The sequence below is a fragment of the Streptomyces sp. 63XJN7_1_ISO-PGPR-S23-121 genome (assembly GCF_056173025.1).
Window position 1 is genome coordinate 6,637,405 of record NZ_CM149653.1, and the last position, 26,893, is coordinate 6,664,297.

A 26,893-nucleotide genomic window follows, 5' to 3' on the forward strand; every position below is an offset into this window, starting at 1 on the left:
ACGCATGATGGACAGGTCTCGGCCACGCAGGCTGGCAACGCACGTCACGAGAAGGAGTCACCGTGAGGGTCGGAATCGTCGGAGCCACCGGTCAGGTCGGCACGGTCATGCGCAGGATCCTCACGGAGCGCGACTTCCCGGTCACCGAGCTGCGGCTGTTCGCCTCGGCCCGCAGCGCCGGCAAGGAGCTCGACGGCGTGACGGTGGAGGACGCGGCCACGGCCGACTACTCCGGACTGGACATCGTGCTGTTCTCCGCGGGCGGCGCCACCTCCAAGGCGCTGGCCGAGAAGGTCGCCGCCCAGGGCCCGGTCGTGATCGACAACTCCTCCGCCTGGCGCCGCGACCCCGAGGTGCCCCTCGTGGTCTCCGAGGTGAACCCGCACGCGATCGCCGACCGCCCCAAGGGCATCATCGCCAACCCGAACTGCACCACGATGGCCGCGATGCCCGTGCTGCGTCCGCTGCACGCGGAGGCGGGCCTCGAGGCGCTGGTCGTCGCCACCTACCAAGCGGTGTCCGGCTCCGGCCTGGCCGGCGTGGACGAGCTGTTCGAGCAGGTGAAGAAGGTCGGCGAGGACGCCCCGAAGCTCACCCACGACGGGGCGGCGGCCGAGTTCCCGAAGCCGGAGAAGTACGTGGCGCCGATCGCGTACAACGTGCTGCCGCTGGCCGGCTCGATCGTCGACGACGGCCTGCACGAGACGGACGAGGAGCAGAAGCTCCGCAACGAGTCCCGCAAGATCCTGGAGATCCCGGAGCTGAAGGTCTCCGGCACCTGCGTGCGCGTGCCCGTCTTCAGCGGCCACTCCCTCCAGATCAACGCCCGTTTCGCCCGCCCGATCAGCGTGGAGCGCGCCAAGGAGCTGCTCGCCGGCGCCCCCGGCGTGGCGCTCACCGAGGTGCCCACCCCGCTCCAGGCGGCCGGCCAGGACCCGTCGTACGTGGGCCGCATCCGCCAGGACGAGACCGTCGAGAACGGCCTCGCCCTGTTCGTCTCCAACGACAACCTGCGCAAGGGCGCGGCCCTGAACGCGGTGCAGATCGCGGAGCTCGTGGCGGCGGAGCTGAAGGGCTAGCCGCGCCCGACCTCGTAGAGGAAGCAGCCGTACTCGACGGCCCGGACGTGGACGAGCGCCACGGCCGGGTCGTCGAACGCTTCCCGGAGCGCGGGTCCGAAGGCATCGGGCTCCCCGACCAGCCGCCCGCCCAGGATGTGCCCGTCGGCGGAGTAGCGGCGCAGGACGCGGTGGGCGTTCGTGAAGGCCGGGCCGTCCGTCTCCGGTCCCGCGCACTCCTCGGCGTGGACGAAGACCGGCCCCTGCTCGTCGTACGCGCCCGGGTCGGCGCCCGTCGCCGCCGCCCAGCGGCGCAGCGGGGCGTAGGACACCAGGGCGACGCGCTCGCCCGGGCGGCTGCGGCGCAGGCAGCAGCGCAGCGGGGCGCCGCCCTCGTCGTCGGTCTCGGGGACGGGGACGCGGCCCGCGTCGTCGGCGGCGCGCAGTTCCCTCAGTACGGCCGGGGCGATGGGGCGCGCGGTGTGGCTGCTCATGGCACCAGGCTCCCGCGCGCGCTCCACCGCCACCGGCGGGAAACGGACATCGCGTCGGATGCGGTCCCGTGGAAGGATGGCGCAACCCACACATAACGAGGAGATGACCGCGTGCCTGGCACAAACCTGACTCGCGAAGAGGCGCAGCAGCGGGCGAAGCTGCTGACCGTTGACTCGTACGAGATCGATCTCGATCTCACCGGCGCGCAGGAGGGCGGCACCTACCGGTCCGTGACCACGGTGCGTTTCGACGTCGCGGAGACCGGCGCCGAGTCCTTCATCGACCTGGTCGCTCCGGCCGTCCACGAGGTGACCCTCAACGGCGACGCGCTCGACCCGGCCGAGGTGTTCCAGGACTCCCGCATCGCCCTGCCGGGGCTGCTGGAGGGCCGCAACGTCCTCCGCGTGGCCGCCGACTGCGCGTACACCAACACCGGTGAGGGCCTGCACCGGTTCGTCGACCCGGTCGACGACCAGGCTTACCTCTACACCCAGTTCGAGGTGCCGGACGCGCGCCGGGTCTTCGCGAGCTTCGAGCAGCCGGACCTGAAGGCGACCTTCCAGTTCACCGTGAAGGCGCCCGAGGGCTGGACGGTCATCTCCAACTCGCCGGCGCCCGAGCCGAAGGACCACGTCTGGTCCTTCGAGCCGACCCCGCGCATCTCGTCGTACGTCACGGCGCTGATCGTCGGCCCGTACCACTCGGTGCACAGCGTGTACGAGAAGGACGGCCAGTCGGTGCCGCTCGGCATCTACTGCCGGCCCTCGCTCGCCGAGCACCTCGACGCGGACGCCATCTTCGAGGTGACCCGGCAGGGCTTCGACTGGTTCCAGGAGAAGTTCGACTACCGGTACCCGTTCAAGAAGTACGACCAGCTCTTCGTGCCGGAGTTCAACGCGGGCGCGATGGAGAACGCGGGCGCGGTCACCATCCGCGACCAGTACGTGTTCCGTTCCAAGGTGACGGACGCCGCGTACGAGGTGCGGGCGGCGACGATCCTGCACGAGCTGGCGCACATGTGGTTCGGCGACCTGGTCACCATGGAGTGGTGGAACGACCTGTGGCTGAACGAGTCGTTCGCCACCTTCGCCGAGGCCGCCTGCCAGGCCGACGCGCCCGGCTCCAAGTGGCCGCACTCGTGGACGACGTTCGCGAACTCCATGAAGACCTGGGCGTACCGGCAGGACCAGCTGCCGTCCACGCACCCGATCATGGCGGACATCAGCGACCTGGACGACGTGCTCGTCAACTTCGACGGCATCACGTACGCCAAGGGCGCCTCGGTGCTCAAGCAGCTCGTCGCGTACGTCGGTGAGGACGCGTTCTTCCGGGGCGTGCAGGCGTACTTCAAGCGTCACGCGTTCGGCAACACGCGCCTGTCCGACCTGCTGGGCGCGCTGGAGGAGACCTCCGGCCGCGACCTGAAGACCTGGTCGAAGGCGTGGCTGGAGACGGCCGGCATCAACGTGCTGCGGCCGGAGATCGAGACGGACGCCGAGGGCGTGATCACCTCCTTCGCCGTCCGCCAGGAGGCCCCGGCGCTCCCGGCCGGTGCCAAGGGCGAGCCCACGCTCCGCCCGCACCGCATCGCGATCGGCGCCTACGACCTGGACGCCGACGGCAAGCTGGTGCGCGGCGACCGGATCGAGCTGGACGTCGACGGCGAGCTGACGGCCGTGCCGCAGCTGGTCGGCAAGCGCCGTCCGGCGGTGGTGCTGCTCAACGACGACGACCTGTCGTACGCGAAGGTCCGTCTGGACGAGCGGTCCCTCGCGGTGGTCACCGAGCACCTGGGCGACTTCACCGAGTCCCTGCCGCGCGCCCTGTGCTGGGCGTCGGCGTGGGACATGACCCGGGACGCGGAGCTGGCGACCCGCGACTACCTGTCGCTGGTGCTGTCCGGCATCGGCAAGGAGTCCGACATCGGTGTCGTGCAGTCGCTGCACCGCCAGGTGAAGCTGGCCATCGACCAGTACGCGGCCCCCGCCGCCCGCGAGACGCTGCTGGCCCGCTGGACCGAGGCGACGCTGGCCCACCTGCGCGCCGCCGAGGCGGGCAGCGACCACCAGCTCGCGTGGGCCCGCGCGTTCGCGGCGACGGCGCGCACGCCGGAGCAGCTCGACCTGCTGGACGCGCTGCTGGACGGCACGCGCACGATCGAGGGCCTGGCCGTCGACACCGAGCTGCGCTGGGCCTTCGTGCAGCGGCTGGCGGCCGTGGGCCGGTTCGGCGGCTCGGAGATCGCGGCCGAGTACGAGCGGGACAGGACCGCCGCCGGTGAGCGCCACGCGGCCACCGCGCGGGCCGCCCGGCCCACCGAGCAGGCCAAGGCGGAGGCCTGGGAGTCGGTCGTGGAGTCCGACAAGCTGCCGAACGCCGTGCAGGAGGCGGTCATCGCCGGCTTCGTCCAGACCGACCAGCGCGAGCTGCTGGCGCCGTACACGGAGCGGTACTTCGAGGCGCTCAAGGGCGTCTGGGAGTCCCGTTCGCACGAGATGGCCCAGCAGATCGCGATCGGCCTGTACCCGGCGGTGCAGGTGTCCCGGGAGACCCTGGACCGCACGGACGCCTGGCTGGCCTCCGCCGAGCCGAACGCGGCCCTGCGCCGGCTGGTCTCGGAGTCCCGCTCGGGCGTGGAGCGCGCCCTGAAGGCCCAGGCCGCGGACGCGGCGGCGGGCGAGTAGGCGGTACGCCCGGGGGGCGTCCGGCGTCACGCCGGGCGCCCCCCTTTCCGTGGCGGGCGCCGTGCGTCCGCCGCCGTGCGCAGTGCGGTGAGGACGGTGGCGACGGCCGCGCCCTCCCCCGCCCCCCTGCGCACCGCCGCGACCACGTGCGCGGGCCGGGCCGGGCCGATGAGGGAGATCGCCTTGTTCCAGGCGAAGAAGGCCACGGCCGAGGAGGCCTCACCGACGTAGAGGAGCGGCAGGACCGTGCCGGCCGTCGGCGTGAAGCCGCCCTGGACGGCGAGGCTGAGCCCGGCTGCCCGGGGCGAGCTGGCCCGCGACGGTCGCGCCGAAGGCCAGGGCCATGCCCGCCGTCTGAAGGGGCGTCAGCGACTGTCCCAGCGCCGCCCAGCCGACCACTGCGGCGGTGAGCGGGGAGAGCGGGCCGAGGAAGGTGACCTGGGTGGCGGAGAGCCGGCCGATGCCGCGGAACCAGAGCCAGTACGCCACCGCCGTGTTCGCCAGCGCGAGGTAGAGGTAGCCGCCGACGGCCGGGCCGTCCCGCGCGGGCGGGGCGCCCTCGGCCAGGAGGGCGAGCGGCGCGACGAGCAGGCCGCCCGCGGTGAGCTGCCAGCCGGTGAGGGCGAGCGGGCCGACGCCGGGGCGTCCCCACCGCTTGGTGAGGACGGTGCCGGCGGACATCGACGCGGTGGAGGCGAGGGCGGCCAGGACTCCGAGCGGGTCCAGCGCCCCGGCCGCCTTCAGCACGACCAGGCTGACGCCGAACGCGGCGACGAGGCCGGTGAGCACGGCCCGGACGGTGGGCCGCTGCCCCAGCAGCGGCGCCGAGAGCCCGACGACGAGGAGCGGGCCGACCGAGCCGACGACGGCGGCCATGCCGCCCGGCAGCCGGTAGGCGGAGAGGAACAGCAGCGGGAAGAAGGCCCCGATGTTCAGTGCCCCCAGCACGGCCGCCTTCCCCCACCAGGCGCCCCGCGGCAGCACCCGGGCGAGGGCGAGCAGCAGCAGACCGGCGGGCAGGGCGCGCAGCACGGCCGTGAACAGGGGACGGTCGGGCGGCAGGAACTCGGTGGTGACGGCGTAGGTGGTGCCCCAGGAGACGGGGGCGAGGGCGGTGAGCGCGATGAGGGCGGGGCGGCCGGTGGCCATGGGGGCACCCTTCGGGACGGTGGAGTGGCTCGACCGAAGTAGCTCGGTTGAAAGTAGCTTAGCTCTAAGCAAGTTTCCTTCAAGCTACTTTCTTGCGGGCGACCGGGCGGCCCCCGATACTCGTCCCATGACTGAAAGCCCCGGGCCGCGGCCCTCCCGGCGCGCAGACCCCGTCGACGCGATCATCGACCAGTGGGCGGCGGTGCGGCCGGACCTGGACACGGCCGCCATGGAGGTGTTCGGCCGCGTCTTCCGGCTGTCCCGCGCGATGGGCGACCGGATGGAGAAGGCGTACACGCCCTACGGCATCTCCCGGGGCGAGTTCGACGTGCTGGCCACCCTGCGCCGCTCCGGCGAGCCCCACGCCCTCTCCCCCCGGCAGCTCTCGGCCACGCTGATGCTCACCACCGGCGGCATGACCGGCCGCCTCGACAAGCTGGAGCGGGCCGGGCTGCTGCGCCGCTCCCCCGACCCGCACGACCGCCGCGCACTGCGGGTCACGCTCACCGGGAAGGGGCTGGCGCTGATCGACGAGGCGGTCGGGGCCGGCCTCGCCGTCCAGACCGAGGCGCTGTCCGCTCTCGGCGCCGACCGGGCCGGCCACCTGACCGACCTGCTGCGCGAACTCCTCGCCGGCACCGAGGAGTAGCCGGCCGCTCAACCCACGTGCGCGGCGACCGCCGCCGCTGCCTCCGCGGCGCCCGCGTCGTCCGCCGCCCAGGCCACGTGTCCGTCGGGCCGCACCAGGACCGTCGTGCGGCGTCCGCTCGCCCAGTGCGCCACGGCCAGCCGGCCCTCGCGGCCAACCCCGGCCCGCTGCGCCTCCGGGTCCGGTCCCGCCTGCGGACCGATCAGTACGAACCGTCCGCCGCGCAGCGCCTCGTACAGCCGGCCGCCGCCCGCGAGGTCGAGGTCGGGCACGCGGGTGCCGGTCAGGCCGTGGGACCCGCGGGGGGCGGGGTAGCGGTGGCCGACGCCCGTGACGTGGCCGGCCACCCGGCGGCGGAGCGGACCCACGTGGTCGAGGACGGTGGTGACGGCCGCCCGCAGCGCCAGGGTCCAGGGGCGCTTGGCCATGGCGAGGCGGACGATGCCGCCGCTGCTGCGCAGCACCGACCTGCCCACCGGGTGCCGTTCGGCCTGGTAGCTGTCCAGCAACTCGGGCCCGGCGTGCCCGTGCAGCACGGCCGCCAGCTTCCAGCTCAGGTTCGCCGCGTCCTGGAGGCCGGTGTTCATGCCCTGGCCGCCGGCCGGGGTGTGCACGTGCGCCGCGTCGCCGGCGAGGAAGGCGCGGCCCACCCGGTAGGCGGGCGCCTGCCGTTCGTCACTGTGGAACCGGGACAGCCAGCGGGCGTCGTGCATCCCGAAGTCCCGGCCCAGGGCGAGACGGGTGATCTCCTTGACCTCGTCGAGGTCGAGGGGCTCGCTGTCGGCGACGTTCCGCCCGCGGTGCCAGCCGATCACACGGTAGTACCCGTCGCCGAACGGCGCGAGGAAGACGAAGGCGTCCCCGACGGCGTTGACGGTCAGCAGCGTCTCGGGTTCCTCGGCCAGGCGCACGTCGGCGAGGACGACGGAGCGGATGACCGAGCGCCCGGGGAACGGCAGGCCGATCGCCTCGCGCACGGTACTGCGCATGCCGTCGGCACCGACGACGTAGGCCGCCCGCAGCGTCTCCGTCTCCCCGTCCGGGCCGCGGACCTCGACGGTCACGCGGCCCTCCGCCGGGTCCTGGCGCACGCCGGTCGTCTCGGTCTCGTACCGGAACTCCACGCCGGCTTCCACCGCCCGTCGCTCCAGCACCTTCTCGACCTCGTACTGCGGCAGGACCAGGAGGTGGCGGAAACGGGAGGGCAGGGTGGCGAGTTCGACTGTGAGACGGCCGAAGAGGCGGAGCCGGTCCAGGGGCCGGCCGACGGCCTCCAGCTCGTCCGCGAGGGCGCGGGCGTCGAGCTGCTCCAGGGTGCGGGCGTGCAGGACGAAGGCGCGGGAGAGGTTCCTGATCCGGTGCGGGCGCTTCTCGACGACGGTGACGGGGATGCCGGCGGCGGCGAGGTCACCGGCCAGGAGCAGGCCGGTCGGGCCGGAGCCGACGACGATCACGGAACGGGGGGACTCGTGCGAGGTGCCGTTCATCTGGGCCTCCTGGTGATGCCAACGATCGTTCGCCAACATGCGTTTGCCAACGCCTGTTGTCACCGTAGAAGCCACGCTGGTACGGGGTCAACACTTGTTGGCCAACAAATGTTGGCCTACGCTCGTGGGCATGTCCCGCACCAGACTTGGCAGCAGTACCGAAAAGACCGGCTCGTCCGCTCGCCGCTCCGACACCACCCGCGCCGCGATCCTCGACGCGGCCCGCGAGCGCTTCGCCGCCGACGGATACGAGCGGGCCACCATCCGCGTCATCGCGCGGGACGCGAACATCGATCCGTCGATGGTGATGCGGTACTTCGGCAACAAGGAGGGCCTGTTCGCGGCCGCCGTCACGGTCGATCTCGCCCTGCCCGACCTGGCCGAGCGGCCACGCGAGGAGGTGGGCAGGGTCCTGGTGACCCACTTCCTCGCCATGTGGGAGGAGAACGAGGTGCTGACAGCACTGCTCCGGGTCGGAGTCACGAACCAGGCCGGGGCCGAGCGCATGCAGGGCATCTTCCGCGATCAGCTGTTGCCGGTCGCCCGGCGGGTGTGCCCGGACCCCGAACAGGCCCCCGCGCGGGCCGCCCTCGTCGCGACCCAGGTGCTCGGGCTGGCGCTCACCCGGTACGTCCTGCGTCTCCCGCCGGCCGTGGCGCTGCACCGCGAGGAGGTCGTGGCCTGGCTGGCGCCCACGCTCCAGCGCTATCTGACAGTGCCGAATCCCTGATCCGCGAAACGCCGAAAGGCGCCGGTCCCCCCACGTACGGCTGATGCGCGTACGTGCGGCGGGACCGGCGCCCTCGGGTGGTGCCGTGGTGGGCCGTCAGGCCTTCGCGTCGGCCTTGGTCTTCACGTTGCGGCTGGGCGTGCGGTACTTGTCCGGGGTCCGGTCCAGGACCATGCAGAGGCCCGCGATGACCACGAACAGGCCGATCGGGAGCAGGACGTAGAGCCCCAGCGTCTCGATGACGCTCAGGCCCGTGCCGGGGTCGTCGCCGTCGTCGCGGGTCAGCGCGAGCGCGGGGGACGACATGAGCAGCATCATCAGCGTCGTACCGGCTGCCAGGGCGCCGGCGCGCAGGGCGTTCTTCTTGTCCACGGTGCAAAGTTAGCGAACGGCGGAACGGGGCGCGCGCCCGGGGTGCCGTACGGGGCCCCGGACGCTCCGTTCAGCGCGCGGACCGAGCCCGCATCACCTCGATCAGGGCGTGCAGGCGCGGAGAGGCGGCCAGTTCCTCCAGGGTCACCGGGCGGCCCTCGGCGTCGGCGACGGGCAGTCGCCAGTTGGGGTACTGGTCCCAGGTGCCGGGGAGGTTCTGCGGGCGGCGGTCGCCGACGGCGTCGGGGAGCCAGAGGCCGACCATGCGGGCGGGGGTGCGCAGCAGGAAGCGGTGGACGGCCTGGATCCCGGCCTCCTCGGAGGAGGGGTCGGTGGCGCCTCCGGTGCCCCCCAGCAGGCCGAGGTGGGCGAGCCGTTCGAGCCACTCCGCGGTGTCCGTCGCCGCCTCGGCCCGCTCCTGCTCCAGCGGGCGGGTGAGGAGCCCCAGGCGGTCGCGGAGTTCGACGTGTTCGCCGGTGAGCCGGGCCGCGGTGGACGGCAGGTCGTGGGTGGTGGCGGTGGCCAGGCAGTCGGCGCGCCACTGTTCGGGGGGCAGGGGCCGGCCGTCGCCCGCCCAGTCCCGTTCGAACCAGAGCACCGACGTGCCGAGCACCCCGCGTTCGCGCAGCGCCTCGCGCACGCCGGGCTCCACGGTGCCGAGGTCCTCGCCGATGACGACGGCACCGGCCCGGGTGGCCTCCAGGACGAGGACGGCGAGCATGGCCTCCGCGTCGTAGCGGACGTAGGTGCCCTCGGTGGGCGGGTGACCCTCGGGGACCCACCAGAGCCGGAAGAGGCCCATGACGTGGTCGATGCGCAGGGCGCCCGCGTACCGGAACAGGCCGCGCAGCAGACGCCGGAAGGGGGCGTACCCGGAGTCGGCCAGGCGGTCGGGGCGCCACGGGGGCAGGCCCCAGTCCTGGCCGCGGGCGTTGAAGGCGTCGGGCGGTGCGCCGACCGACGTGCCGGCGGCGAAGTACTCCTGCTGGGCCCAGGCGTCGGCACCCTGCGGGTGCACGCCCACCGCGAGGTCGTGCACGATCCCGACCGGCATCCCGGCGTCGCGGGCGGTGCGCTGGGCGGCGGTGAGCTGGATGTCGGTGAGCCAGGCCAGGCGCGAGTGGAAGTCGACGCGGTCCGCCAGTTCGCCGCGGGCGCGGGCGGTCTCGGCCGAGCGCGGGTCGCGCAGCCCCTCGGGCCACCGGCGCCAGTCGCAGCCGTGCACCTCGGCGAGGGCGCACCAGGTGGCGTGGTCCTCCAGGGCCGTGCCCTGTTCGGCGAGGTAGTCGCAGTAGGCGGCGCGGCGGCCGGGTCCGAGGGGGACCTCGTGGAGCAGCTCCAGGGCGTCGCGCTTGAGCTCCCACACGGCGTCCCGGTCGATGAGGGCGCCCTTCTCCAGCACGGCCTCCCGCAGCCGTCCGGCCCGATCCTGGAGGGCGCGCACGCGGTCGGGGCCGGGGACGTGCGCGAACTCGGGCACGGCCTCGATCCGCAGGTGCACGGGGTCGGGGAAGCGCCGGGAGGAGGGGCGGTAGGGCGAGGGGTCGGTGGGGGCGCCGGGTACGGCCGCGTGCAGCGGGTTGACCTGCACGAATCCGGCGCCGAGGGCGCGGCCGGCCCAGGCGGCCAGTTCCCCGAGGTCGCCGAGGTCGCCCATGCCCCAGGAGCGTCCGGACAGCAGGGAGTAGAGCTGGACCAGGAGTCCGTAGGAGCGTCCGGCCGGGGTGGGCAGGCGGTCGGGGGCGACGATCAGGTGGGCCCGGGCGGTCCGGCCGTCGGGCGCGGTGGCGGTCACGCGGTGGTACCCGGGGGGAAGCCGCCCGGCGTCGTCGCGGATCTCACCCTGCTCGGTCTCGACGCGCAGCGCGGTGCCCTCGGGCAGCGCGGACAGGGCGTCCGGTGTGCCGCCGCCGGTGCGGGCGACCACGGTGGGCGGCAGCAGGCGCTCGCGCAGTTCCTCCTCGCGGGCGGCGAGGGCGGCGCGCACCGCTGCGGGTTCGCCGGTGCCGACGCCGAGGGCGGCCAGGGCGTGGGTGACGGCGGTGACCGAGGCCGTGACGGTGCGGTCCGGTGACGGGTGGTAGGCGGTGGCGACCCCGTGCAGTGCGGCGAGCCGGGTCAGGTCCTCGGGCAGGTCCTCGACGGGGGGCTCGGCCGGCCGGGCTGCGGTCATCTACGGCCTCTGGGACCGCGTGGGTTCCGGTACGGCGAAGGAGGGGCCGCCCTGCTCCGGCACGTCGGCCGTGAGCTCGGGGGAGGATTCGCTGGTCAGCGGCACGGCGTCGGCGAACGGCGACTCGCTGGTGAGGGGCTCGGCGTCGGGCAGCGGCGGTTCGCTGGTGAGGGGGGTCTCGGCGCAGCTGCCGGTGGCGCCGAAGACGCAGTAGTGCGGGGTGCCGGAGTCGGCGGAGGGCTCCGCCCAGGGGGTGGACGGCTCCGCCGCGGGTTTGGAAGGGGCCGGGAGCAGCAGGGGTGCCATTGCAGCCACGGTGATCTCCTTTGTGTCGCGCACGCTTTTGGCGGGTTACGGCAGCCCTACCCAGTCGGCGCCAGGACAGACGCCCCGGGACGGACAACGTGGCCCTGGTCACATTCTGCCCGCGACAAAGTCCCTGAACCCGGGCGAAGACGCCACTCCGGCCGTCACTCGTTCGGGTGAAGTGCGCGGTCGGCCGCGCGCGGCCGATAAAAGGCGGTGCGGATCGCTCCGGACGCACGGCCCCCGGGGGACCGGGAGCGCCGAGCGGCCCCGGTCCACCCGGTCCCCCGGGCCGTCAGGCCGAGATGCCGTCGATCCGGGCCAGCGCGTCGTCCGCTCCGTACGGCTGCAGGTACGGCAGCCAGCGCGGGTCCCGGTGGCCGGTGCCGATGATGCGCCAGGCCAGGCCGGTGGGCGGGGCGGGCTTGTGGCGCAGGCGCCAGCCGATCTCACCGAGGTGCCGGTCGGCCTTGACGTGGTTGCAGCGACGGCAGGAGGCCACCACGTTGTCCCACACGTGCTGTCCCCCGCGGCTGCGGGGGACGACGTGGTCGACGCTGGTGGCGACCCCGCCGCAGTACATGCACCGGCCCCCGTCGCGCGCGAAGAGCGCCCGCCTGGTGAGAGGAACGGGCCCCCGGTAGGGGACCCGCACGAATCGCTTGAGCCGGACCACGCTGGGTGCGGGGACGGTGACGGTCGCGCTGTGCAGGAAGGCGCCGGACTCCTCGAGGCACACGGCCTTGTTCTCGAGGACGAGGACGAGCGCGCGGCGGAGCGGTACGACGCCGAGTGGCTCGTACGACGCGTTGAGAACCAGGACGTGCGGCACGGATGCCTCCTTGTACGCCGGCGGCGCGTGGCTCGCGCCGGGACGATCCGTAGTCAGTCTCCCCTCATGCCTGGTGGACGCGCCACCATCTCCCGGTAACGGGCTGGGAGTGTTTTCGACCACACCTGAGGTGTCCCCCGGAGTCTGACCAGTTCAAGCGCGGGTGAGCGCGGTCTCTCCCGCGTACTTCGCACCGATCCCCACAAGGTGCCCCGTTAGTGTGGTTGTCCTGCCCGTCCGGTGACCTTCCCGTGACCTTGGACCAGACCCTTGGACCGTCGTCGCCCGGCCGCCCGCGCCGCGGGACGGGCACCGCACCTGGAGGTATCCGCCGTGTCCCTGTCCGCCGCCGTCCTCTCGGCCGCCGGTTCGTCGCCGTCGCCCTCGCCGTCCCCGACGGCCCCCGGGGTGCCCTCGCTCCAGGACGCCCAGGAGCACGCGACGAACGCGGCGAGCTGGGTCGAGCAGAACTGGTCGACGTGGCTCGCGATCGGGCTGCGGGTGCTGCTGATCCTGGTGATCGCGGTGGTGCTGCGGGCGGCGGTGCGGCGGGGGATCACCAAGCTGATAGACCGCATGAACCGCACCGCCGGGGCGGTGGACGGCACCGCGCTGGGCGGGCTGCTGGTGAACGCCGAGCGGCGCAGGCAGCGGTCGCAGGCCATCGGCTCGGTGCTGCGTTCGGTGGCGAGCTTCGTCATCATGGGCACCGCGGCCCTGATGGTTCTCGGCACCTTCCAGATCAATCTGGCCCCGCTGCTGGCGTCCGCCGGTGTCGCGGGCGTCGCGATCGGCTTCGGCGCCCGCAACCTGGTCACCGACTTCCTCTCCGGCGTCTTCATGATCCTGGAGGACCAGTACGGCGTCGGCGACACCATCGACGCGGGCGTGGCCTCCGGCGAGGTCGTCGAGGTCGGGCTGCGCGTTACCAAGCTGCGCGGCGCCGACGGCGAGATCTGGTACGTCCGCAACGGCGAGGTCAAGCGCATCGGCAACCTGTCCCAGGGCTGGTCGACGGCGGGTGTGGACGTGACGGTCCGCTCCGGTGAGGACCTGGACAAGGTCAAGGAGACCCTCGACGCGGTCGCCGAGCGGATGAGCAAGGAGGAGCCCTGGAACGAGCTCCTGTGGGGCCCGATCGAGGTGCTCGGCCTGGACAGCGTCCTGCTGGACTCGATGGTCGTGCGGGTCTCGGCGAAGACCATGCCCGGCAAGGCCCTGACCGTGGAGCGCGAGCTGCGCTGGCGCATCAAGCGGGCCTTCGACGCGGCCGACATCCCGATCGTCGGCGGTGCCACGGTCCCGGTGGACGGGACCGCGGCCGCCGACCCGACGGCGGGCGTGGCGGCACCGTCGGCGTACGCGAGCACCGTGTCGCCGCAGTCGATGGCCGCCTCCCCGATCACTCCGCCCAGCACCACCAAGTAGCCGGGCTCCTCCCCGCCCCCGAGGTGACGACCGCGTCGCCCCGGGGGCGGTGTCGTGCGCGGGGCATCCGGGCGATCCCTTGACGGCTCCCCGGGGCGGGCCTACGTTTCTCGACCGACAGGAAACTTTCCTTACAGTCCGCGCCGGTTCCCCACGGCTCGGTGGAAGGCTCAGCGGCCGAGAGGCAGGTGTGGACCCGCATGGCAGCAGCCGCCGGTACGCCGGGCACCCCGCGCGTCCTGCGCGCCATGAACGACCGGGCCGCCCTGGACCTCCTGCTGGAGCACGGGCCGCTGTCCCGCGCCCGGATCGGCAGGCTCACCGGTCTGTCGAAGCCGACCGCCTCGCAGCTCCTGGCCCGCCTGGAGGCCGCGGGGCTCGTGCTGGCCGGCGGCACCACGGAGGGCCGGCCGGGACCCGGCGCACAGCTCTTCCAGGTGAACCCGGCCGCCGGGTACGCCGCCGGACTCGACGTCACCCGGGCCCGCGTCCTCGCCGCGGTCGCCGACATCACCGGGCGCACGGTCGGCCGGTACGAGCTGCCCACCCCGCACCGGCGCGCCGGCGTCCCCGTCGTCCGGCAGGTCACCGAGGCCCTGGACGGCGCGGTGAAGGCCGCGGGGCTGACCCGGGACGACGTCCGCCGCCTCGTCGTCGGCACGCCGGGCGCCTTCGACCCGAACACCGGCCGGCTGCGCTACGCCGCTCACCTGCCCGGCTGGCACTCCCCCGGCCTGCTGGAGGAGCTCGCCGGCGCCCTGCCGATGCCGGTCGGGTACGAGAACGACGTGAACCTCGTCGCCCTGGCCGAGCAGCGCCTGGGCGCGGCCCGGGGACACGGGGACTTCGTGCTGCTGTGGAACCAGGAGGGCCTCGGGGCCGCCCTGGTCCTCGGCGGCCGGCTGCACCGCGGCTGGACCGGCGGCGCCGGCGAGGTCGGCTTCCTGCCCGTGCCGGGCGCGCCGCTGGTGCGCGGGGTCGCCCGGACCAACAGCGGCGGCTTCCAGGAGCTGGCCGGTTCGCAGGCGGTGCCGGGGCTGGCCCGCGAACTGGGCGTGACCCCCGTACCCGGCGGAGGGCACCCGGAGGCCGCCGCCGCCCTCCTCGCCCGCGCGGCCGGGGCGGAGGACGAGCCGCACCGCCTGCTGCTGCGGGCGTACGCGACCCGCCTGGCGACCGGTCTGGCCTCCCTCGTCTCCGTGCTGGACCCCGAACTGGTCGTGCTCAGCGGCACCTCGCTGACCGCGGGCGGCGAGGCGCTGCGCGACCTCGTCCGGGAGGAGCTGGGCGAACTGGCCGCCTCCCGGCCTAGCCTCGTCATCGGCTCCGTCACCGGAGACCCCGTACTGCGCGGCGCGCTGGAGAGCGCGCTCGCGACGACCCGCGACGAGGTCTTCGACACCTCGCGCTGACGCCCGCACACCCCCGCAGCACCTCCGCAGCACCGCCCCCGCGGACCGGAGTCCGCCGGCGGCACCCGTCCACCGGAACCTCACCACGGCGGCGACCGGGCCGGTCACGGCTCGTCGCGCCGACTGGAGCAAAGGGCTGATGACCGAATGAAACTCACCGTGGTCGGCGGCGGTTCGACCTACACGCCCGAACTCGTCGACGGCTTCGCCCGGTTGCGGGACACCCTGCCGGTCGAGGAGCTGGTACTGGTCGACCCGGCCGCGGACCGGCTGGAACTGGTCGGCGGGCTGGCCCGCCGCATCTTCGCCCGGCAGGGCCACGGCGGCCGGGTCGTGACCACCTCGGACCTGGACGCGGCCGTGGACGGCGCCGACGCCGTCCTGCTCCAGCTCCGCGTCGGCGGCCAGGCGGCCCGCGAGCGGGACGAGACGTGGCCGCTGGAGTGCGGCTGCGTCGGCCAGGAGACCACCGGCGCGGGCGGCCTCGCCAAGGCGCTGCGCACGGTGCCGGTGGTGCTGGACATCGCCGAACGGGTGCGCCGGACCAACCCGGACGCCTGGATCATCGACTTCACCAACCCGGTCGGCATCGTCACCCGCGCCCTGCTCGGGGCCGGCCACCGGGCGGTCGGCCTGTGCAACGTGGCGATCGGGCTCCAGCGCAAGTTCGCCGCGCTGCTCGGCACGGCACCCGCCGACGTGCACCTGGACCACGTCGGCCTGAACCACCTCACCTGGGAGACCGGCGTCCGCCTCGGCGGCCCCGGGGGCGAGGACGTCCTGCCCCGGCTGCTGGCCGAGCACGGCGACGCCGTCGCCGCCGACCTCCGCCTGCCGCGGCCCCTGCTGGACCGCCTGGGCGTCGTCCCGTCGTACTACCTGCGCTACTACTACGCGCACGACGAGGTCGTCGAGGAGCTGCGCCACAAGCCGTCCAGGGCCGCCGAGGTCGCGGAGATGGAACGGCGGCTGCTGGAGATGTACGCCGATCCCGCCCTGGACGAGAAGCCCGCGCTGCTGGCCCGGCGCGGCGGCGCCTACTACTCGGAGGCCGCCGTGGACCTGGCGGCGGCCCTGCTGGGCGGCACCGGATCCCCGTACCAGGTGGTGAACACGTACAACCGGGGCGCGCTGCCCTTCCTGCCCGACGACGCGGTGATCGAGGTGCAGGCCGCGGTGGGCCGCGAGGGCGCGGCGCCGCTGGCCGTCCCGGCCGTGGACCCGCTGTTCGCGGGCCTGATGGCGAGCGTGACCGCGTACGAGGATCTGGCCCTGGACGCGGCCCTGCGCGGCGGCCGGGAGCGGGTGTTCCGGGCGCTGCTCGCCCACCCCCTCGTCGGCCAGTACGCCTACGCCGAACGGCTCACCGACCGGCTGGTCGCGCACAACCGGGAGCACCTGGCGTGGGCCTGACCGCGAGCGTGCTCGCCGTCGACGCGGGCAACAGCAAGACGGACGTGGCGGTCGTGACGGCGGAGGGGCAGGTGCTCGCCACGGCACGCGGCGGCGGCTTCCGCCCGCCCGCCGTGGGGGTCGGGCGGGCGGTGGACGTCCTCGCCGAGGCGGTGACGCGGGCGTTCGCCGCGGCCGGCGTCCGCCGGGTCGACCACGTCTCGGCGTGCCTGGCCAACGCGGACCTGCCCGTGGAGGAGGCGGAGCTGTCCGCCGCGCTGCACGCGCGCGCGTGGGGCACGACCGTCGAGGTGCGCAACGACACCTTCGCGATCCTGCGGGCCGGCGTCACCGAGCCGCGCGGGGTAGCCGTCGTCTGCGGCGCCGGCGTCAACTGCGTCGGCATGCGCCCCGACGGCCGCACCGCCCGCTTCCCGGCCCTGGGCCGCATCTCCGGCGACTGGGGCGGCGGCTGGGCCCTGGCCGAGGAGGCGCTGTGGCACGGGGCGCGGGCGGAGGACGGGCGGGGCGGGCCCACGGCGCTGGCCCGGACCCTGCCGGCGCACTTCGGGCTCGGTTCGATGTCCGCCCTCGTCGAGGCCCTGCACCTGCGGCACATCGAGCCGGAACGGCGCCACGAGCTGGCCCCCGTCCTGTTCGCCACGGCGGACGGCGGCGACGCCGTGGCCGGGGCGGTCGTCGACCGGCAGGCGGACGAGGTGGTGGCGATGGCCACCGTCGCGCTGACCCGCCTCGACCTGCTCGGCGAACGGACGCCGGTCCTGCTCGGCGGCAGCGTCCTGGCCGCCCGGCACCCCCGGCTCGACGGCCGGATACGGGAGCTGCTGGCGGCCCGCGCCCCCAGGGCCGTGCCGCGGGTGGTGACCGCGCCCCCGGTGCTCGGCGCGGTGCTGCTGGGGCTGGACCGGACGGCGGCGGTCCCCGGGGCGCGGGACCGGGTGCGGGCGCACTTCGGCGCCTGAGGTCCCCGCCGGGGAACCGAACCGGCCCCGCAGGCGTATTCATGGGCAGGGCCGAAGCGTTCCGGCCGGTCGGCCGGCGCCGGGGAACGGGGTGCGGAACCCCGCGTTCGGATCAAGATCGGGTAAGGCCGGTGCGAATGCCGGTGCGGGGCGCGATACTTGCGGCGACGGATGACCCTGGGGGAGGTCAGCAGTGACTCGACCGCCGAAGAGCAGCGCGGCGCCACCGCCGGGCGCGAGCGTGCCCCCGCCGCCCGCCGTGCCGCCGCAGCGCTCCGCCGGCGGCGCCCCGTCCGCGTCCCCGCCGTCGGCGCCCCGCCGCACCGCGTTCGCCGAGGGCGTGGACCGCCTGCGCGCCGCGGCCACCACCGAGCCCGGCCGGCTGCGCATCATCGGCGCCCTGCTCGCCGTGCTCGTCCTCGCCTTCGGCGCCGTCACCGCCTGGCAGATGACCGAGCGGTCCGCCGCCGCGGACGACGTGCTCCACCGCAGCCAGCCGCTCAGCTCCTCCGCCGCCGGCATCTACCGCTCCCTCGCCGACGCCAACACCGCGGCGTCCAGCGGGTTCCTGGCCGGCGGCCAGGAGACGAAGGCCTCCCGCGATCGGTACGAGAAGGGCGTCCGCACGGCCGCCGAGGGGCTCGTGGCGGCCGCCGCCAACTCCGATTCCGGCTCCCCCGCGGCCGCGACCATCACCCGGCTGAACCGCCTGCTGCCCGAGTACAAGGGCCTGATCGAGCGGGCCCGCACCTACAACCGGCAGGGCTTTCCGGTCGGCGGCGCCTATCTGCGCTACGCCAACGAGAAGATGCAGAAGGAGATGCTCCCGGCGGCGGAGGACCTCTACACGCGGGAGAACCAGCGGCTGAGCGACGACTACGCGGACGCCGAGCCCTACCCGTGGGCGGCGATCGCCCTCGGCGTGCTGGCGCTAGAGGCCCTGGGCTGGGCCCAGTACCGCAACTACCGGCGCACCAACCGGGTCCTCAACCACGGCCTGGTCGCCGCCACGGCCGCCGCGACGGTCGTCCTGCTCTGGCTGGCCGTCGGCCACAGTGTCGCGCGGTCGGACCTGAACGACTCGTACGACCACGGCGTGCGCTCCCTGAACGCGCTGCACGAGGCCCGCATCGCCTCCCTCAAGGCCCGCGGCAACGAGAACCTGACGCTCGTGGCGCGCGGCGCGGAGACGAAGAAGGTCGGCGACGAGACGTACGACGCCTACGACTTCGACTTCGAGAAGAACATGGACACCCTCGGCAAGGGCCTGGCCGAGGCGCGGCGGCTCGCCGACGACGAGGCGGGCGAGCGGCCGGTCGCGGCGGCCGGCGCCGACATGACGGAGTGGAAGAAGCGTCACGCGTCCGCCCGTGAGCAGGACGAGAACGGCGACTACCAGCAGGCGCTGGACCTGGTGATCGGCGGCAAGGGCGCCACGGTGGAGTGCTTCGACGGCGTCGACGCCTCGCTGGCCGACGCCCTCGACCACGAGAAGGCCGAGTTCGAGCGGGCGGCGGGCGACGGCCTGGACGCGATGGGGCTGCTGCCCCAGGGCGCCGCCGCCCTCGCCGTCCTGGGCGCGGCCGGCGCGCTGCTGGGTATCGGCCGCAGGCTGTCGGAGTACCGGTGAGACAGCGCAGGGGCCCGGCGGGCGGGCGGGAAGGGATGACGGTGAGAGGGGGCGTGCGGATGCGCGCGCGACGACTGCGGACCGGCCTGAAGGGCTGGGGCGGGGTGGCTGCGATGGCGGTCGCCTGTGCCCTGGCGGTGCTCTTCGCCCTGCTCCTGCCGGTGGTCCGCTCGCACGGCGAGGGCGCCGTGGACACCGGCGGCCGGGGCGCCGCCCTCGGCCGCCAGGCACGCGCGGCCGAGGAGTGCACGGACCCGGAGAAGCAGACCCTGTCCCCGGGCGGGGCGGACGGCCCCACCATCGAGGCGATCCGCAACCGCGAGGGCGCGAAGCGCAAGCTGGTCGTCGGCGTCGACCAGAACAGCTACCGCTGGGGCTACCGCGACCCGAACAGCGGCGGCGGCGCCCGGCTCGAGGGCTTCGACATCGACCTGGTGCGCCGCATCGCCCAGGACATCCTCGGCGACCCGGACGCGGTGCAGTTCAAGGCGATACCCACCGACCAGCGGATCCCGGCGATCCAGGACGGCCGGGTCGACATGGTGGTCCGCACGATGACCATCAACTGCGACCGCCTGGCCGACGTCGCCTTCTCCGCGCCCTACTTCAGGACCGGCCAGCAGCTGCTCGCCCCCAAGTCCTCGGACATCACCGGGTACGACGACACGCTCGCCGGCAAGAGGCTGTGCACGGCGGCGGGTTCGACGGCGCTGAGCACGCTGAAGCAGGACCGGCTCGACGGCAGGCCGGCGGCCGGCGCCGACCTGACCACCACCGTGCCCAACCAGCTGGACTGCCTGGTGCGGCTCCAGCTCGGCGAGGTCGACGCGGTGGTCACCGACGGCGCGCTCGCCGCGAGCCAGGCCGCTCAGGACCCCACGGTCGAACTGAAGGGCGACCCCTTCACCACCGAGTACTACGGCGTGGCGATGAAGAAGGACGCCGACGATCTGGTACGCCGGGTCAACCAGGTCCTCGTGGAGTGGCGCGCGGACAAGGCCCGGGGCTGGCAGCACTCCTACGAGGTGTGGCTGTCGGAGACCATGGGCGACGACTCACGGAAGTCGGAACCGCCGGCGCCCCGGTACCGGGGCGGTAACTGACCGGCCCGCCACGGCGCAGGAGTACGCACGAGTCCGCAACGGCGAAAGGTGATCGATGGGCGACACGGGACCCTCCGGGCCGGTGATGGACCGGGACGAGGTGGACCGTGCGCTGGCGCGGCTGGGCGCGGAGCACGAGGCGATCGAGACCTCGCTCCTCGCCCTCCAGGACCACGCGGGGCGCAGACTCCTGGAGGGCGCCGCGCTCACGGGCGTGACCCAGGAGCGCTGGGCCGCCGCGGAGGCGTCGATCACCCTGCTGTGGACCTGTTTCGACGCGTACGCGGGCGCGCTGCGCACCGCCCGGGAGATCCGTGCCCGGCGCCGCTGGTCCAGCCGCGAGGACCTGGCGGAGCTGACGGAACTGCTGCGTGGCGAGGCGGTCACCCTGGCCGGCAGCGCCGCCACCGCCAACGCGCCCACCCTCCAGGGCGGTCCGGGCCGGCTCAGCGAGCGGTACTCGCTGGTCGCGCTGGTGGAGCGGATGAACCAGCTCTACGCGTCCTCCCTCGACCTGGTGGTCGCCGCCGACGCGGTGTGGTCGGCGCTGCCCGCACGCATCGACCTGCTCGCCGCCGAGCTCCAGCGCACCCGCCGGCTCGCGCACTCGGTGGGTGTGCGGCCCGGCGAGCACCCGGCCGGCGACGACCTGGAGCGGATCACCCGCACCCTGACCCGGCTGCGCGAGCGGGTGGTGTCCGACCCGCTGGCGTTCTGGCTGCCCACCGAGGGCAGTTCGGCGCCGGGCGGCGGCCGTCCTGACACCACGGTCTACGACCGGGAGGCGCGTGCCCTGGAGGACGTGCGCCGGGAGATCGACGCGGTGCTGGCCGTCCGCCAGGACGCCGAGCAGCGGATCGTGCGGCTGCGGGACGTGCTCTCCCGCGCGGACCGCACCCTCGCCGAGGCCCGCACGGCGCGCGGCGAGGTGCTGGCGAAGATCGCCGCGACGGAGGTGCCGGTGGTCAGCGGCCCCCCGACCGTGCTCCAGGAGCAGCTGGCGACGGCCGCCGAGTACCGGCGGCACGCCCAGTGGCACCGTCTGTCCCCGCTCCTGGAGTCCCTGGAGGAGAAGGCGGAGGACGAACTGCTGAGGGCCCGGGAGTCGTTGACGGCGGTCACCGCGCCGCTCGCGGTCCGCGCCGAACTGCGCGGCCGGCTGGACGCGTACAAGGCGAAGGTCGCCCGGCTGGGCTTCGCGGAGGATCCGGAACTGGTCGAGAAGTACGAGAGGGCGCGCCGCATGCTGTGGAGCGCGCCCTGCGACCTGCGCGTCGCCGAGCAGGCCGTGCTGCGCTACCAGCACGCGGCGGCGGAAGTGCTGCGCTCGGTGCCGCGCGTGCCCGGGCAGGGCGGGCCGGTGGACCGGACGGGGCCCGGCGCATGAGCGACAACGGGGAGGCGACGGCATGAGCCAGGAACAGCGGACCTGTCAGCGTCCCGGCTGCGGCGGGTCCTACGAGGACATGGGCGGCGGCGAGCTGTACTGCGACACCTGCGGACTCGCGCCGGTCGTCGCGTCCAACGGCATGGTGGGCTCGACGCCGACCGGCGTCACCGGCGGCGGGCGGGGCTCACGCGGCTCGGCGGGCAGCGGGAGCGCGCGCTCCGGCAGCCGCAGCGCGCGTACGTCGTCGCAGTCGGCGAAGTCCCGGCGTTCGGTGTCGGGGCGGCTCTCGCGGTCCGTGTCCGGCCGGTCCACGGGCCGCTCGGTGTCGGTGCGCAGCTCGGGGTCGCCCGCCGGTTCCTCCGCGCGGGGCCGGCTCGGCGCCGGCCTGGTCGAGGTCCCGGCGATCCCGCGGCCCGACCCGCGCGCGATGGTCCTGGACCACGCCGAGGTGCCCGAGCGCAAGCGGTTCTGCTCGCGCTCGGACTGCGGGGCGCCGGTCGGCCGGGCCCGCGGGGACCGGCCCGGCCGCACGGAGGGCTTCTGCACCAAGTGCGGCCACCCGTACTCGTTCGTTCCCAAGCTGAGGTCCGGGGACGTCGTGCACGGCCAGTACGAGGTGGTGGGCTGCCTCGCGCACGGCGGGCTCGGCTGGATCTACCTCGCCGTGGACAGGGCGGTCTCCGACCGCTGGGTGGTCCTCAAGGGCCTGCTGGACACCGGCGACCAGGACGCGATGGCGGCGGCGATCTCCGAGCGGCGCTTCCTCGCCGAGATCGAGCACGCCAACATCGTGCGGATCTACAACTTCGTCGAACACCTCGACCAGCGCACCGGCTCCCTCGACGGCTACATCGTCATGGAGTACGTCGGCGGCAAGTCCCTCAAGGAGATCGCCAACGCCCGCCGCACCGAGCAGGGCCGGCGCGACCCGCTGCCGGTGGAGCAGGCGTGCGCGTACGGCATCGAGGCGCTGGAGGCGCTCGGCCACCTGCACGGCCGCAACCTGCTGTACTGCGACTTCAAGGTCGACAACGCCATCCAGACCGAGGACCAGCTCAAGCTGATCGACATGGGCGCGGTGCGCCGCATGGACGACGACGAGTCGGCCATCTACGGCACGGTGGGCTACCAGGCGCCGGAGGTCGCCGACGTCGGCCCCTCGGTGGCCTCCGACCTGTTCACCGTCGGCCGTACCCTCGCCGTGCTGACGTTCGACTTCCAGGGCTACACCACCGTCTACGCCGACTCCCTGCCGGACCCGGACACCATCGAGGTGTTCCGGCAGTACGAGTCGTTCTACCGGCTGCTGGTGCGCGCCACCGATCCGGACCCCGCCCGCCGGTTCGCCTCCGCGCAGGAGATGGCGGAGCAGCTCACCGGCGTGCTGCGCGAGGTGGTCTCGCTGCAGACGGGCCGCGCCCGGCCCGCGCTGTCCACGCTGTTCGGGCCCGAGGTGCGGGTCACCGACACCGAGCTGTTCCCCCGGCTGGACGGCGAGGTTTCGCCGCTGGGGGCGCGGGCGACCGGCACGAGAAGACGCGGGGACGGTCCCGCGGCGGCGCCGACCGGTGCCGCCGGGTCCGCGCTGCCGGGCGGTACCGGCCCGGCCGTCGGGGCGCCCGGCGGGACGGTCCCGGCCGCGGCCCACGGCGGGACGGGCGTGGCGGCCACCCTGCCCGCAGGACCGGGCGCGAGCGCCGCGCTGCCGGGCGCGGTGAGCGCGGTCGGCAGCCTCGGGACCAGCGTCTCCGGACTGGTCCGGCCCGTCGACGCGCCCGCCGCCGCCCTCGCCCTGCCCGTCCCCCGGGTCGACCCCGGGGACCCCAACGCCGGTTTCCTGGCGGGCCTGATGGCGTCCGCGCCGGGTGAGCTGCTGACCGCGCTGGCCGCCGCGCCCGCCCCGTCGACGGAGACCCGGCTGCGGCAGACACGGGCCCGGCTGGAGCAGGGCGACGCGCCCGGCGCGCTGGAGACCCTGGACGCCCTGGAGGGCGAACGGCCCGACGACTGGCGGGTGGTCTGGTACCGGGGCCTGGCCTCGCTGGTGACCGGCGACCACGAGGGCGCCGCGCTCGCCTTCGACGCGGTCTACGACGCCTTCCCGGGCGAGATCGCGCCCAAGCTGGCGCTCGGCCTGTGCGCGGAGGTGCTGGGCCAGCTCGACAACGCCGCGGAGTACTACCGTCTGGTGTGGTCGGCCGACCCGAGCCATGTGAGCGCCGCGTTCGGCCTGGCCCGGGTCCAGTTGGCCGGCGGCGACCGCTCCGGTGCCGTACGGACGCTGGAGTCGGTGCCGGAGTCCTCCGTCCACTGCACGGCCGCGCGCGTGGCGGCCGTCCGGGCCCGGCTGCGCCGGCGCACGGCGGCCCCGGGCGACCTGGCGTTCCTGGACGATCTGTCCGCGGCCGCACGTCAGGTGGAGGCGCTGGACGTGTACGGTCTGGACCCGGCGCGCCGCGAGCAGTTGTCGGTCGAGGTCCTCGGCTGTGCCCTGGACTGGGTACTCTCCGGGGGCCGGGGTTCCGTCCCCTCCGCCGCAGGGGGACGGGCACTGCTCGGCAGCGGTCTGGACGAACGCGGTCTGCGTTTCGGTCTGGAGCGTTCGTACCGCATGCTGGCCCGGCTGGCGCGGGGCGGCGAGGAGAGGATCGACCTGGTGGAACGTGCCAATCGTTACCGCCCCCGGACGTGGGTGTAGTTGATGTCGCAGATGCCCCAGCAGGCCGCTGTGCCGAAGTGCCCGAGCTGCGAGGAGCCCCTCGAGTCGGACGACCGCTTCTGCGGCGCGTGCGGATACGACCTGTCCGCCGTGCCCGCGCGGCCCGAGGACAGCCCGGCCGTCGGCACGAACGGCACGGTGCCCGCCCCGTCGTCGCCGCCGGACGGCGTCGGCCGGCCCGCCGCCCGGGAGACGGACGGCTCCGGCCGGCCGGTGCCCGCGCACGCGCCGGCCGACGTGCCCGGCACGGACTCGGGCGGCTCCCCGCTGTCGCCCCCGGCACCGCCCGCGCCGCCGGCCGCGCCGCCCGTAGTGCCGGAGCCGGCCGGGCCCGAACCGGCCGCGTCCGGCGTGCGGTTCGACCGTCCGGGCGAGCCCGACGAATACCCGTTGCAGGCACCCGACCCGCGGTCGGCCCCCGCCCCGGCGCCGTCCCCGCAGGCCGCCCCCGTCCCGGCCCCCTCCGCACCGGCCGAGGCCGGCAAGGTGTGCGTGGCCTGCCGCGCGGGCCGCGTCGACGACGACGGCTACTGCGAGAACTGCGGCCACGCCCAGCCCCGTGAACGCGACCACATGGAGCAGGAGGCGGGCCCCGTCGCCGCCGTCAGCGACCGCGGGCTGCGCCACCACCGCAACGAGGACGCCTTCTGCGTCGGCCACACCGCGCTGCCCGACGGGACGTCCGCGACCGTGGCGATCGTGTGCGACGGCGTCTCCTCGGCGACCCGCCCGGACGACGCCTCCCTCGCCGCGTCCCGCGCGGCCGGCGAGTCGCTGCTCACGGTCCTGCCGCGCGGCACGCACCCGCAGCAGGCCATGCACGACGCGATCGTCGCCGCCTCGCACGCCGTCAACGCGCTGGCCGACGAGCCCGCCACGGCCCGCGAGCAGGCCCCGCACCAGAACGCCCCGGCCTGCACCCTGGTCGGCGCGGTCGTCGCCTCGGGCCTGCTGGTCGTCGGCTGGGTCGGCGACAGCCGCGTCTACTGGGTGCCGGTGGACCGCAGCACCCCGCCGGCCCGGCTCACCGAGGACGACTCGTGGGCCGCGCAGATGGTCGCCGCGGGCCTGATGAGCGAGGCCGAGGCGTACGCCGACGAGCGCGCCCACGCCATCACCGGCTGGCTCGGCGCCGACGCCTACGAACTGGAGCCGCACACCGCGTCGTTCAAGCCCGACCGCCCCGGCGTGGTCGTGGTCTGCACGGACGGCCTGTGGAACTACGCCGAGTCGGCCGAGGAGATGGCCCGTGCCGTGCCCCTCGACGCCGCCACGCGCCCGCTGCACAGCGCCCGGGTCCTGGTCGGCCACGCCCTCGACGGCGGGGGCCACGACAACGTAACAGTGGCCGTCGTGCCGTTCCCCGCCCCTCCCGCGGGGGCAGGATCCGGCTGAGGCCGTCGCGGCCGGGCCACGCACGCACGGCCGGGCAGGGCGGCGGGGCGGCCTCGCGGACCGCAGGGGGCGGTCCGCGTCACCAGCCATCGCCCCACCACCGTGGGGACGTAGAGGGGGATGCGATCCGGCATGGCCAATTTCTCGAAATCGAACGTGCCGCAGTTCTCGGTGGACGTCTACCAGAACGAGTACCTGCCCGAGGGCGGCCGTGAGGTCAACGCCATCGTCACGGTCACCGCGACCGGCGGCGGCACGATCGGCAGCGCGGTGGCGGCGCCCCATCTCTACGCGCCGGGGCGGGGACCGTCCGCGGCCGTGGCGCTGATGGTCGACTGCTCGGGCTCGATGGACTACCCGCCGACCAAGATGCGCAACGCCCGGGACGCGACGGCGGCCGCGATCGACACCCTGCGCGACGGCGTGCACTTCACGGTGGTCGGCGGCACGCACGTGGCCACGGAGGTCTACCCCGGCAACGGCCGGCTCGCGGTCGCCGACGCCACCACCCGGGGGCAGGCCAAGCAGGCCCTGCGCCGGCTGAGCGCGGGCGGCGGCACGGCCATCGGCACCTGGCTGCGGCTGGCCGACCGGCTGCTGTCCACCGCGGACGTCGCCATCCGGCACGGCATCCTGCTCACCGACGGCCGCAACGAGCACGAGTCGCCGCAGGACCTGAAGGCGGCGCTCGACGCCTGCGCCGGACGCTTCACCTGTGACGCCCGCGGCGTGGGCACCGACTGGGAAGTGAAAGAAGTCACAGGGATCGCCTCCGCCCTGCTCGGCACCGCCGACATCGTCGCCGACCCGGCGGGCCTCGCCGACGACTTCACGCGGATGATGGAGACGGCCATGGGCAAGGAGGTCGCCGACGTCGCCCTGCGCCTGTGGACCCCGGTCGGCACCACGGTGCGGTTCGTCAAGCAGGTCGCCCCCACGGTCGAGGACCTGACCGGCCGCCGCACCGAGGCGGGGCCGCGCGCCGGGGACTACCCCACCGGGTCCTGGGGCGACGAGTCCCGCGACTACCACGTCTGCGTCGAGGTGCCGGCCGCGGACATCGGCCGGGAGATGCTGGCCGCCCGGGTCTCCCTGGTCGTCCCGGAGCCCGACGGGAGCGTCCAGACCCTCGGCGCCCAGGGTCTCGTGCGCGCCGTGTGGACGGACGACATGGCCGCTTCCACGTCGATCAACCCCCAGGTCGCCCACTACACCGGGCAGGCCGAACTGGCGCAGGTCATCCAACAGGGGCTCGATCTGCGCAAAGCGGGAGACATCGACGGAGCAACGGCCAAACTGGGTCGCGCGGTTCAGCTGGCCGGAGCCTCCGGAAACGCGGATACGGCGAAACTGCTTGCGAAGGTGGTGGACGTTGTCGACGCGGCGGCAGGTACTGTGCGACTGAAAGCGAAGGTCGAGGAGGCCGACGAGATGACTCTCGAGACCCGGTCGACGAAGACTGTTCGCGTGAAGAAGTGACGCAGTAACGCAGGACAACACAGCGAC

The 26,893-nt window shown here is 74.5% G+C and carries 22 protein-coding genes; 14 read left to right on the forward strand and 8 right to left on the reverse strand.

Annotated features, from left to right (window positions below; genetic code table 11):
- Positions 1–62 precede the first annotated feature (62 nt).
- Positions 63–1,079, forward strand: a complete 1,017-nt coding sequence (locus AC0VYN_RS29715) for an aspartate-semialdehyde dehydrogenase (RefSeq protein ID WP_475533437.1) — start codon at positions 63–65, stop codon at positions 1,077–1,079.
- On the opposite strand, the gene AC0VYN_RS29720 is transcribed toward AC0VYN_RS29715, so the two are convergent.
- On the reverse strand, positions 1,076–1,552 hold the full coding sequence (locus AC0VYN_RS29720; protein WP_475533438.1) for a DUF1203 domain-containing protein: 477 nt from the start codon (positions 1,550–1,552) through the stop codon (positions 1,076–1,078). The genes AC0VYN_RS29715 and AC0VYN_RS29720 overlap by 4 nt on opposite strands.
- Positions 1,553–1,663: 111 nt before the next feature.
- Here AC0VYN_RS29720 and pepN point away from each other — a divergent pair, with 111 nt between their 5' ends.
- The gene (gene pepN / locus AC0VYN_RS29725) at positions 1,664–4,237 is read left to right on the forward strand and encodes an aminopeptidase N (protein WP_475533439.1); all 2,574 of its coding nucleotides are present in this window, start codon (positions 1,664–1,666) and stop codon (positions 4,235–4,237) included.
- Between the two features lie 26 nt (positions 4,238–4,263).
- On the opposite strand, the gene AC0VYN_RS29730 is transcribed toward pepN, so the two are convergent.
- The gene (locus AC0VYN_RS29730) at positions 4,264–4,443 is read right to left on the reverse strand and encodes a hypothetical protein (protein WP_475533440.1); all 180 of its coding nucleotides are present in this window, start codon (positions 4,441–4,443) and stop codon (positions 4,264–4,266) included.
- 13 nt (positions 4,444–4,456) lie between these two features.
- A complete protein-coding gene (locus AC0VYN_RS29735; protein ID WP_475533441.1) occupies positions 4,457–5,386 on the reverse strand; it encodes an EamA family transporter in 930 nt (309 codons plus the stop codon).
- A gap of 127 nt (positions 5,387–5,513) precedes the next feature.
- On the opposite strand from AC0VYN_RS29735, the gene AC0VYN_RS29740 reads away from it, so the two are divergent.
- On the forward strand, positions 5,514–6,035 hold the full coding sequence (locus tag AC0VYN_RS29740) for a MarR family winged helix-turn-helix transcriptional regulator (protein ID WP_475533442.1): 522 nt from the start codon (positions 5,514–5,516) through the stop codon (positions 6,033–6,035).
- Between the two features lie 8 nt (positions 6,036–6,043).
- On the opposite strand, the gene AC0VYN_RS29745 is transcribed toward AC0VYN_RS29740, so the two are convergent.
- Entirely contained in the window at positions 6,044–7,522 is a 1,479-nt protein-coding gene (locus AC0VYN_RS29745; RefSeq protein WP_475533443.1) for an FAD-dependent monooxygenase, read from the reverse strand.
- A 130-nt stretch (positions 7,523–7,652) separates the two neighbouring features.
- Here AC0VYN_RS29745 and AC0VYN_RS29750 point away from each other — a divergent pair, with 130 nt between their 5' ends.
- The gene (locus tag AC0VYN_RS29750; protein ID WP_475533444.1) at positions 7,653–8,252 is read left to right on the forward strand and encodes a TetR/AcrR family transcriptional regulator; all 600 of its coding nucleotides are present in this window, start codon (positions 7,653–7,655) and stop codon (positions 8,250–8,252) included.
- Between the two features lie 96 nt (positions 8,253–8,348).
- Here the strand turns inward: AC0VYN_RS29750 and AC0VYN_RS29755 are convergent, their stop codons facing one another.
- The 4 genes from AC0VYN_RS29755 to AC0VYN_RS29770 all read right to left on the reverse strand — a co-directional run bounded on the left by AC0VYN_RS29755 (position 8,349) and on the right by AC0VYN_RS29770 (position 11,935).
- Positions 8,349–8,624, reverse strand: coding sequence for a hypothetical protein (locus AC0VYN_RS29755; RefSeq protein ID WP_385460010.1), 276 nt, complete (start codon positions 8,622–8,624; stop codon positions 8,349–8,351).
- Between the two features lie 70 nt (positions 8,625–8,694).
- Positions 8,695–10,797, reverse strand: coding sequence for a 4-alpha-glucanotransferase (gene malQ / locus AC0VYN_RS29760; protein WP_475533445.1), 2,103 nt, complete (start codon positions 10,795–10,797; stop codon positions 8,695–8,697).
- Positions 10,798–11,112: a hypothetical protein gene (locus tag AC0VYN_RS29765; protein ID WP_385460014.1), complete on the reverse strand. Its 315-nt coding sequence runs from the start codon at positions 11,110–11,112 to the stop codon at positions 10,798–10,800.
- 286 nt (positions 11,113–11,398) lie between these two features.
- A complete protein-coding gene (locus AC0VYN_RS29770) occupies positions 11,399–11,935 on the reverse strand; it encodes an HNH endonuclease (RefSeq protein ID WP_359397602.1) in 537 nt (178 codons plus the stop codon).
- A gap of 333 nt (positions 11,936–12,268) precedes the next feature.
- Between AC0VYN_RS29770 and AC0VYN_RS29775 the strand changes: the two genes are divergently transcribed.
- The 10 genes from AC0VYN_RS29775 (at position 12,269) to AC0VYN_RS29820 (ending at position 26,866) form a co-directional block, all read left to right on the forward strand.
- Complete coding sequence (locus AC0VYN_RS29775) at positions 12,269–13,363, forward strand: mechanosensitive ion channel family protein (protein WP_475533446.1); 1,095 nt, start codon at positions 12,269–12,271, stop codon at positions 13,361–13,363.
- Between the two features lie 200 nt (positions 13,364–13,563).
- Positions 13,564–14,775 carry an ROK family transcriptional regulator gene (locus AC0VYN_RS29780; protein ID WP_475533447.1) on the forward strand — a complete coding sequence of 404 codons (1,212 nt, stop codon included), beginning with the start codon at positions 13,564–13,566 and terminating at the stop codon, positions 14,773–14,775.
- Between the two features lie 147 nt (positions 14,776–14,922).
- On the forward strand, positions 14,923–16,188 hold the full coding sequence (locus AC0VYN_RS29785; RefSeq protein WP_475533448.1) for a 6-phospho-beta-glucosidase: 1,266 nt from the start codon (positions 14,923–14,925) through the stop codon (positions 16,186–16,188).
- Entirely contained in the window at positions 16,179–17,150 is a 972-nt protein-coding gene (locus AC0VYN_RS29790; RefSeq protein ID WP_475533449.1) for an N-acetylglucosamine kinase, read from the forward strand. The genes AC0VYN_RS29785 and AC0VYN_RS29790 overlap by 10 nt, the downstream gene beginning before the upstream one ends.
- 193 nt (positions 17,151–17,343) lie before the next feature.
- Positions 17,344–18,780: a hypothetical protein gene (locus tag AC0VYN_RS29795; protein WP_475533450.1), complete on the forward strand. Its 1,437-nt coding sequence runs from the start codon at positions 17,344–17,346 to the stop codon at positions 18,778–18,780.
- 59 nt (positions 18,781–18,839) lie between these two features.
- A complete protein-coding gene (locus AC0VYN_RS29800) occupies positions 18,840–19,883 on the forward strand; it encodes a glutamate ABC transporter substrate-binding protein (protein WP_475533451.1) in 1,044 nt (347 codons plus the stop codon).
- 55 nt (positions 19,884–19,938) lie between these two features.
- A complete protein-coding gene (locus AC0VYN_RS29805; RefSeq protein WP_475533452.1) occupies positions 19,939–21,270 on the forward strand; it encodes a coiled-coil domain-containing protein in 1,332 nt (443 codons plus the stop codon).
- Between the two features lie 22 nt (positions 21,271–21,292).
- Positions 21,293–23,971, forward strand: coding sequence for a serine/threonine-protein kinase (locus tag AC0VYN_RS29810; RefSeq protein ID WP_475533453.1), 2,679 nt, complete (start codon positions 21,293–21,295; stop codon positions 23,969–23,971).
- 3 nt (positions 23,972–23,974) lie between these two features.
- On the forward strand, positions 23,975–25,387 hold the full coding sequence (locus AC0VYN_RS29815; protein WP_475533454.1) for a PP2C family protein-serine/threonine phosphatase: 1,413 nt from the start codon (positions 23,975–23,977) through the stop codon (positions 25,385–25,387).
- A 132-nt stretch (positions 25,388–25,519) separates the two neighbouring features.
- Entirely contained in the window at positions 25,520–26,866 is a 1,347-nt protein-coding gene (locus AC0VYN_RS29820) for a vWA domain-containing protein (protein WP_475533455.1), read from the forward strand.
- Positions 26,867–26,893: the final 27 nt, after the last annotated feature.

Bases quoted from the DNA above. Each gene is read 5' to 3' on its own strand.
- AC0VYN_RS29720 (WP_475533438.1), bottom strand. From the start codon at position 1,552: ATGAGCAGCCACACCGCGCGCCCCATCGCCCCGGCCGTACTGAGGGAA.
- AC0VYN_RS29735 (WP_475533441.1), bottom strand. From the start codon at position 5,386: ATGGCCACCGGCCGCCCCGCCCTCATCGCGCTCACCGCCCTCGCCCCC.
- AC0VYN_RS29740 (WP_475533442.1), top strand. From the start codon at position 5,514: ATGACTGAAAGCCCCGGGCCGCGGCCCTCCCGGCGCGCAGACCCCGTC.
- AC0VYN_RS29745 (WP_475533443.1), bottom strand. From the start codon at position 7,522: ATGAACGGCACCTCGCACGAGTCCCCCCGTTCCGTGATCGTCGTCGGC.
- AC0VYN_RS29750 (WP_475533444.1), top strand. From the start codon at position 7,653: ATGTCCCGCACCAGACTTGGCAGCAGTACCGAAAAGACCGGCTCGTCC.
- malQ (WP_475533445.1), bottom strand. From the start codon at position 10,797: ATGACCGCAGCCCGGCCGGCCGAGCCCCCCGTCGAGGACCTGCCCGAG.
- AC0VYN_RS29780 (WP_475533447.1), top strand. From the start codon at position 13,564: ATGGCAGCAGCCGCCGGTACGCCGGGCACCCCGCGCGTCCTGCGCGCC.
- AC0VYN_RS29785 (WP_475533448.1), top strand. From the start codon at position 14,923: ATGAAACTCACCGTGGTCGGCGGCGGTTCGACCTACACGCCCGAACTC.
- AC0VYN_RS29800 (WP_475533451.1), top strand. From the start codon at position 18,840: ATGCGCGCGCGACGACTGCGGACCGGCCTGAAGGGCTGGGGCGGGGTG.
- AC0VYN_RS29805 (WP_475533452.1), top strand. From the start codon at position 19,939: ATGGGCGACACGGGACCCTCCGGGCCGGTGATGGACCGGGACGAGGTG.
- AC0VYN_RS29810 (WP_475533453.1), top strand. From the start codon at position 21,293: ATGAGCCAGGAACAGCGGACCTGTCAGCGTCCCGGCTGCGGCGGGTCC.
- AC0VYN_RS29815 (WP_475533454.1), top strand. From the start codon at position 23,975: ATGTCGCAGATGCCCCAGCAGGCCGCTGTGCCGAAGTGCCCGAGCTGC.
- AC0VYN_RS29820 (WP_475533455.1), top strand. From the start codon at position 25,520: ATGGCCAATTTCTCGAAATCGAACGTGCCGCAGTTCTCGGTGGACGTC.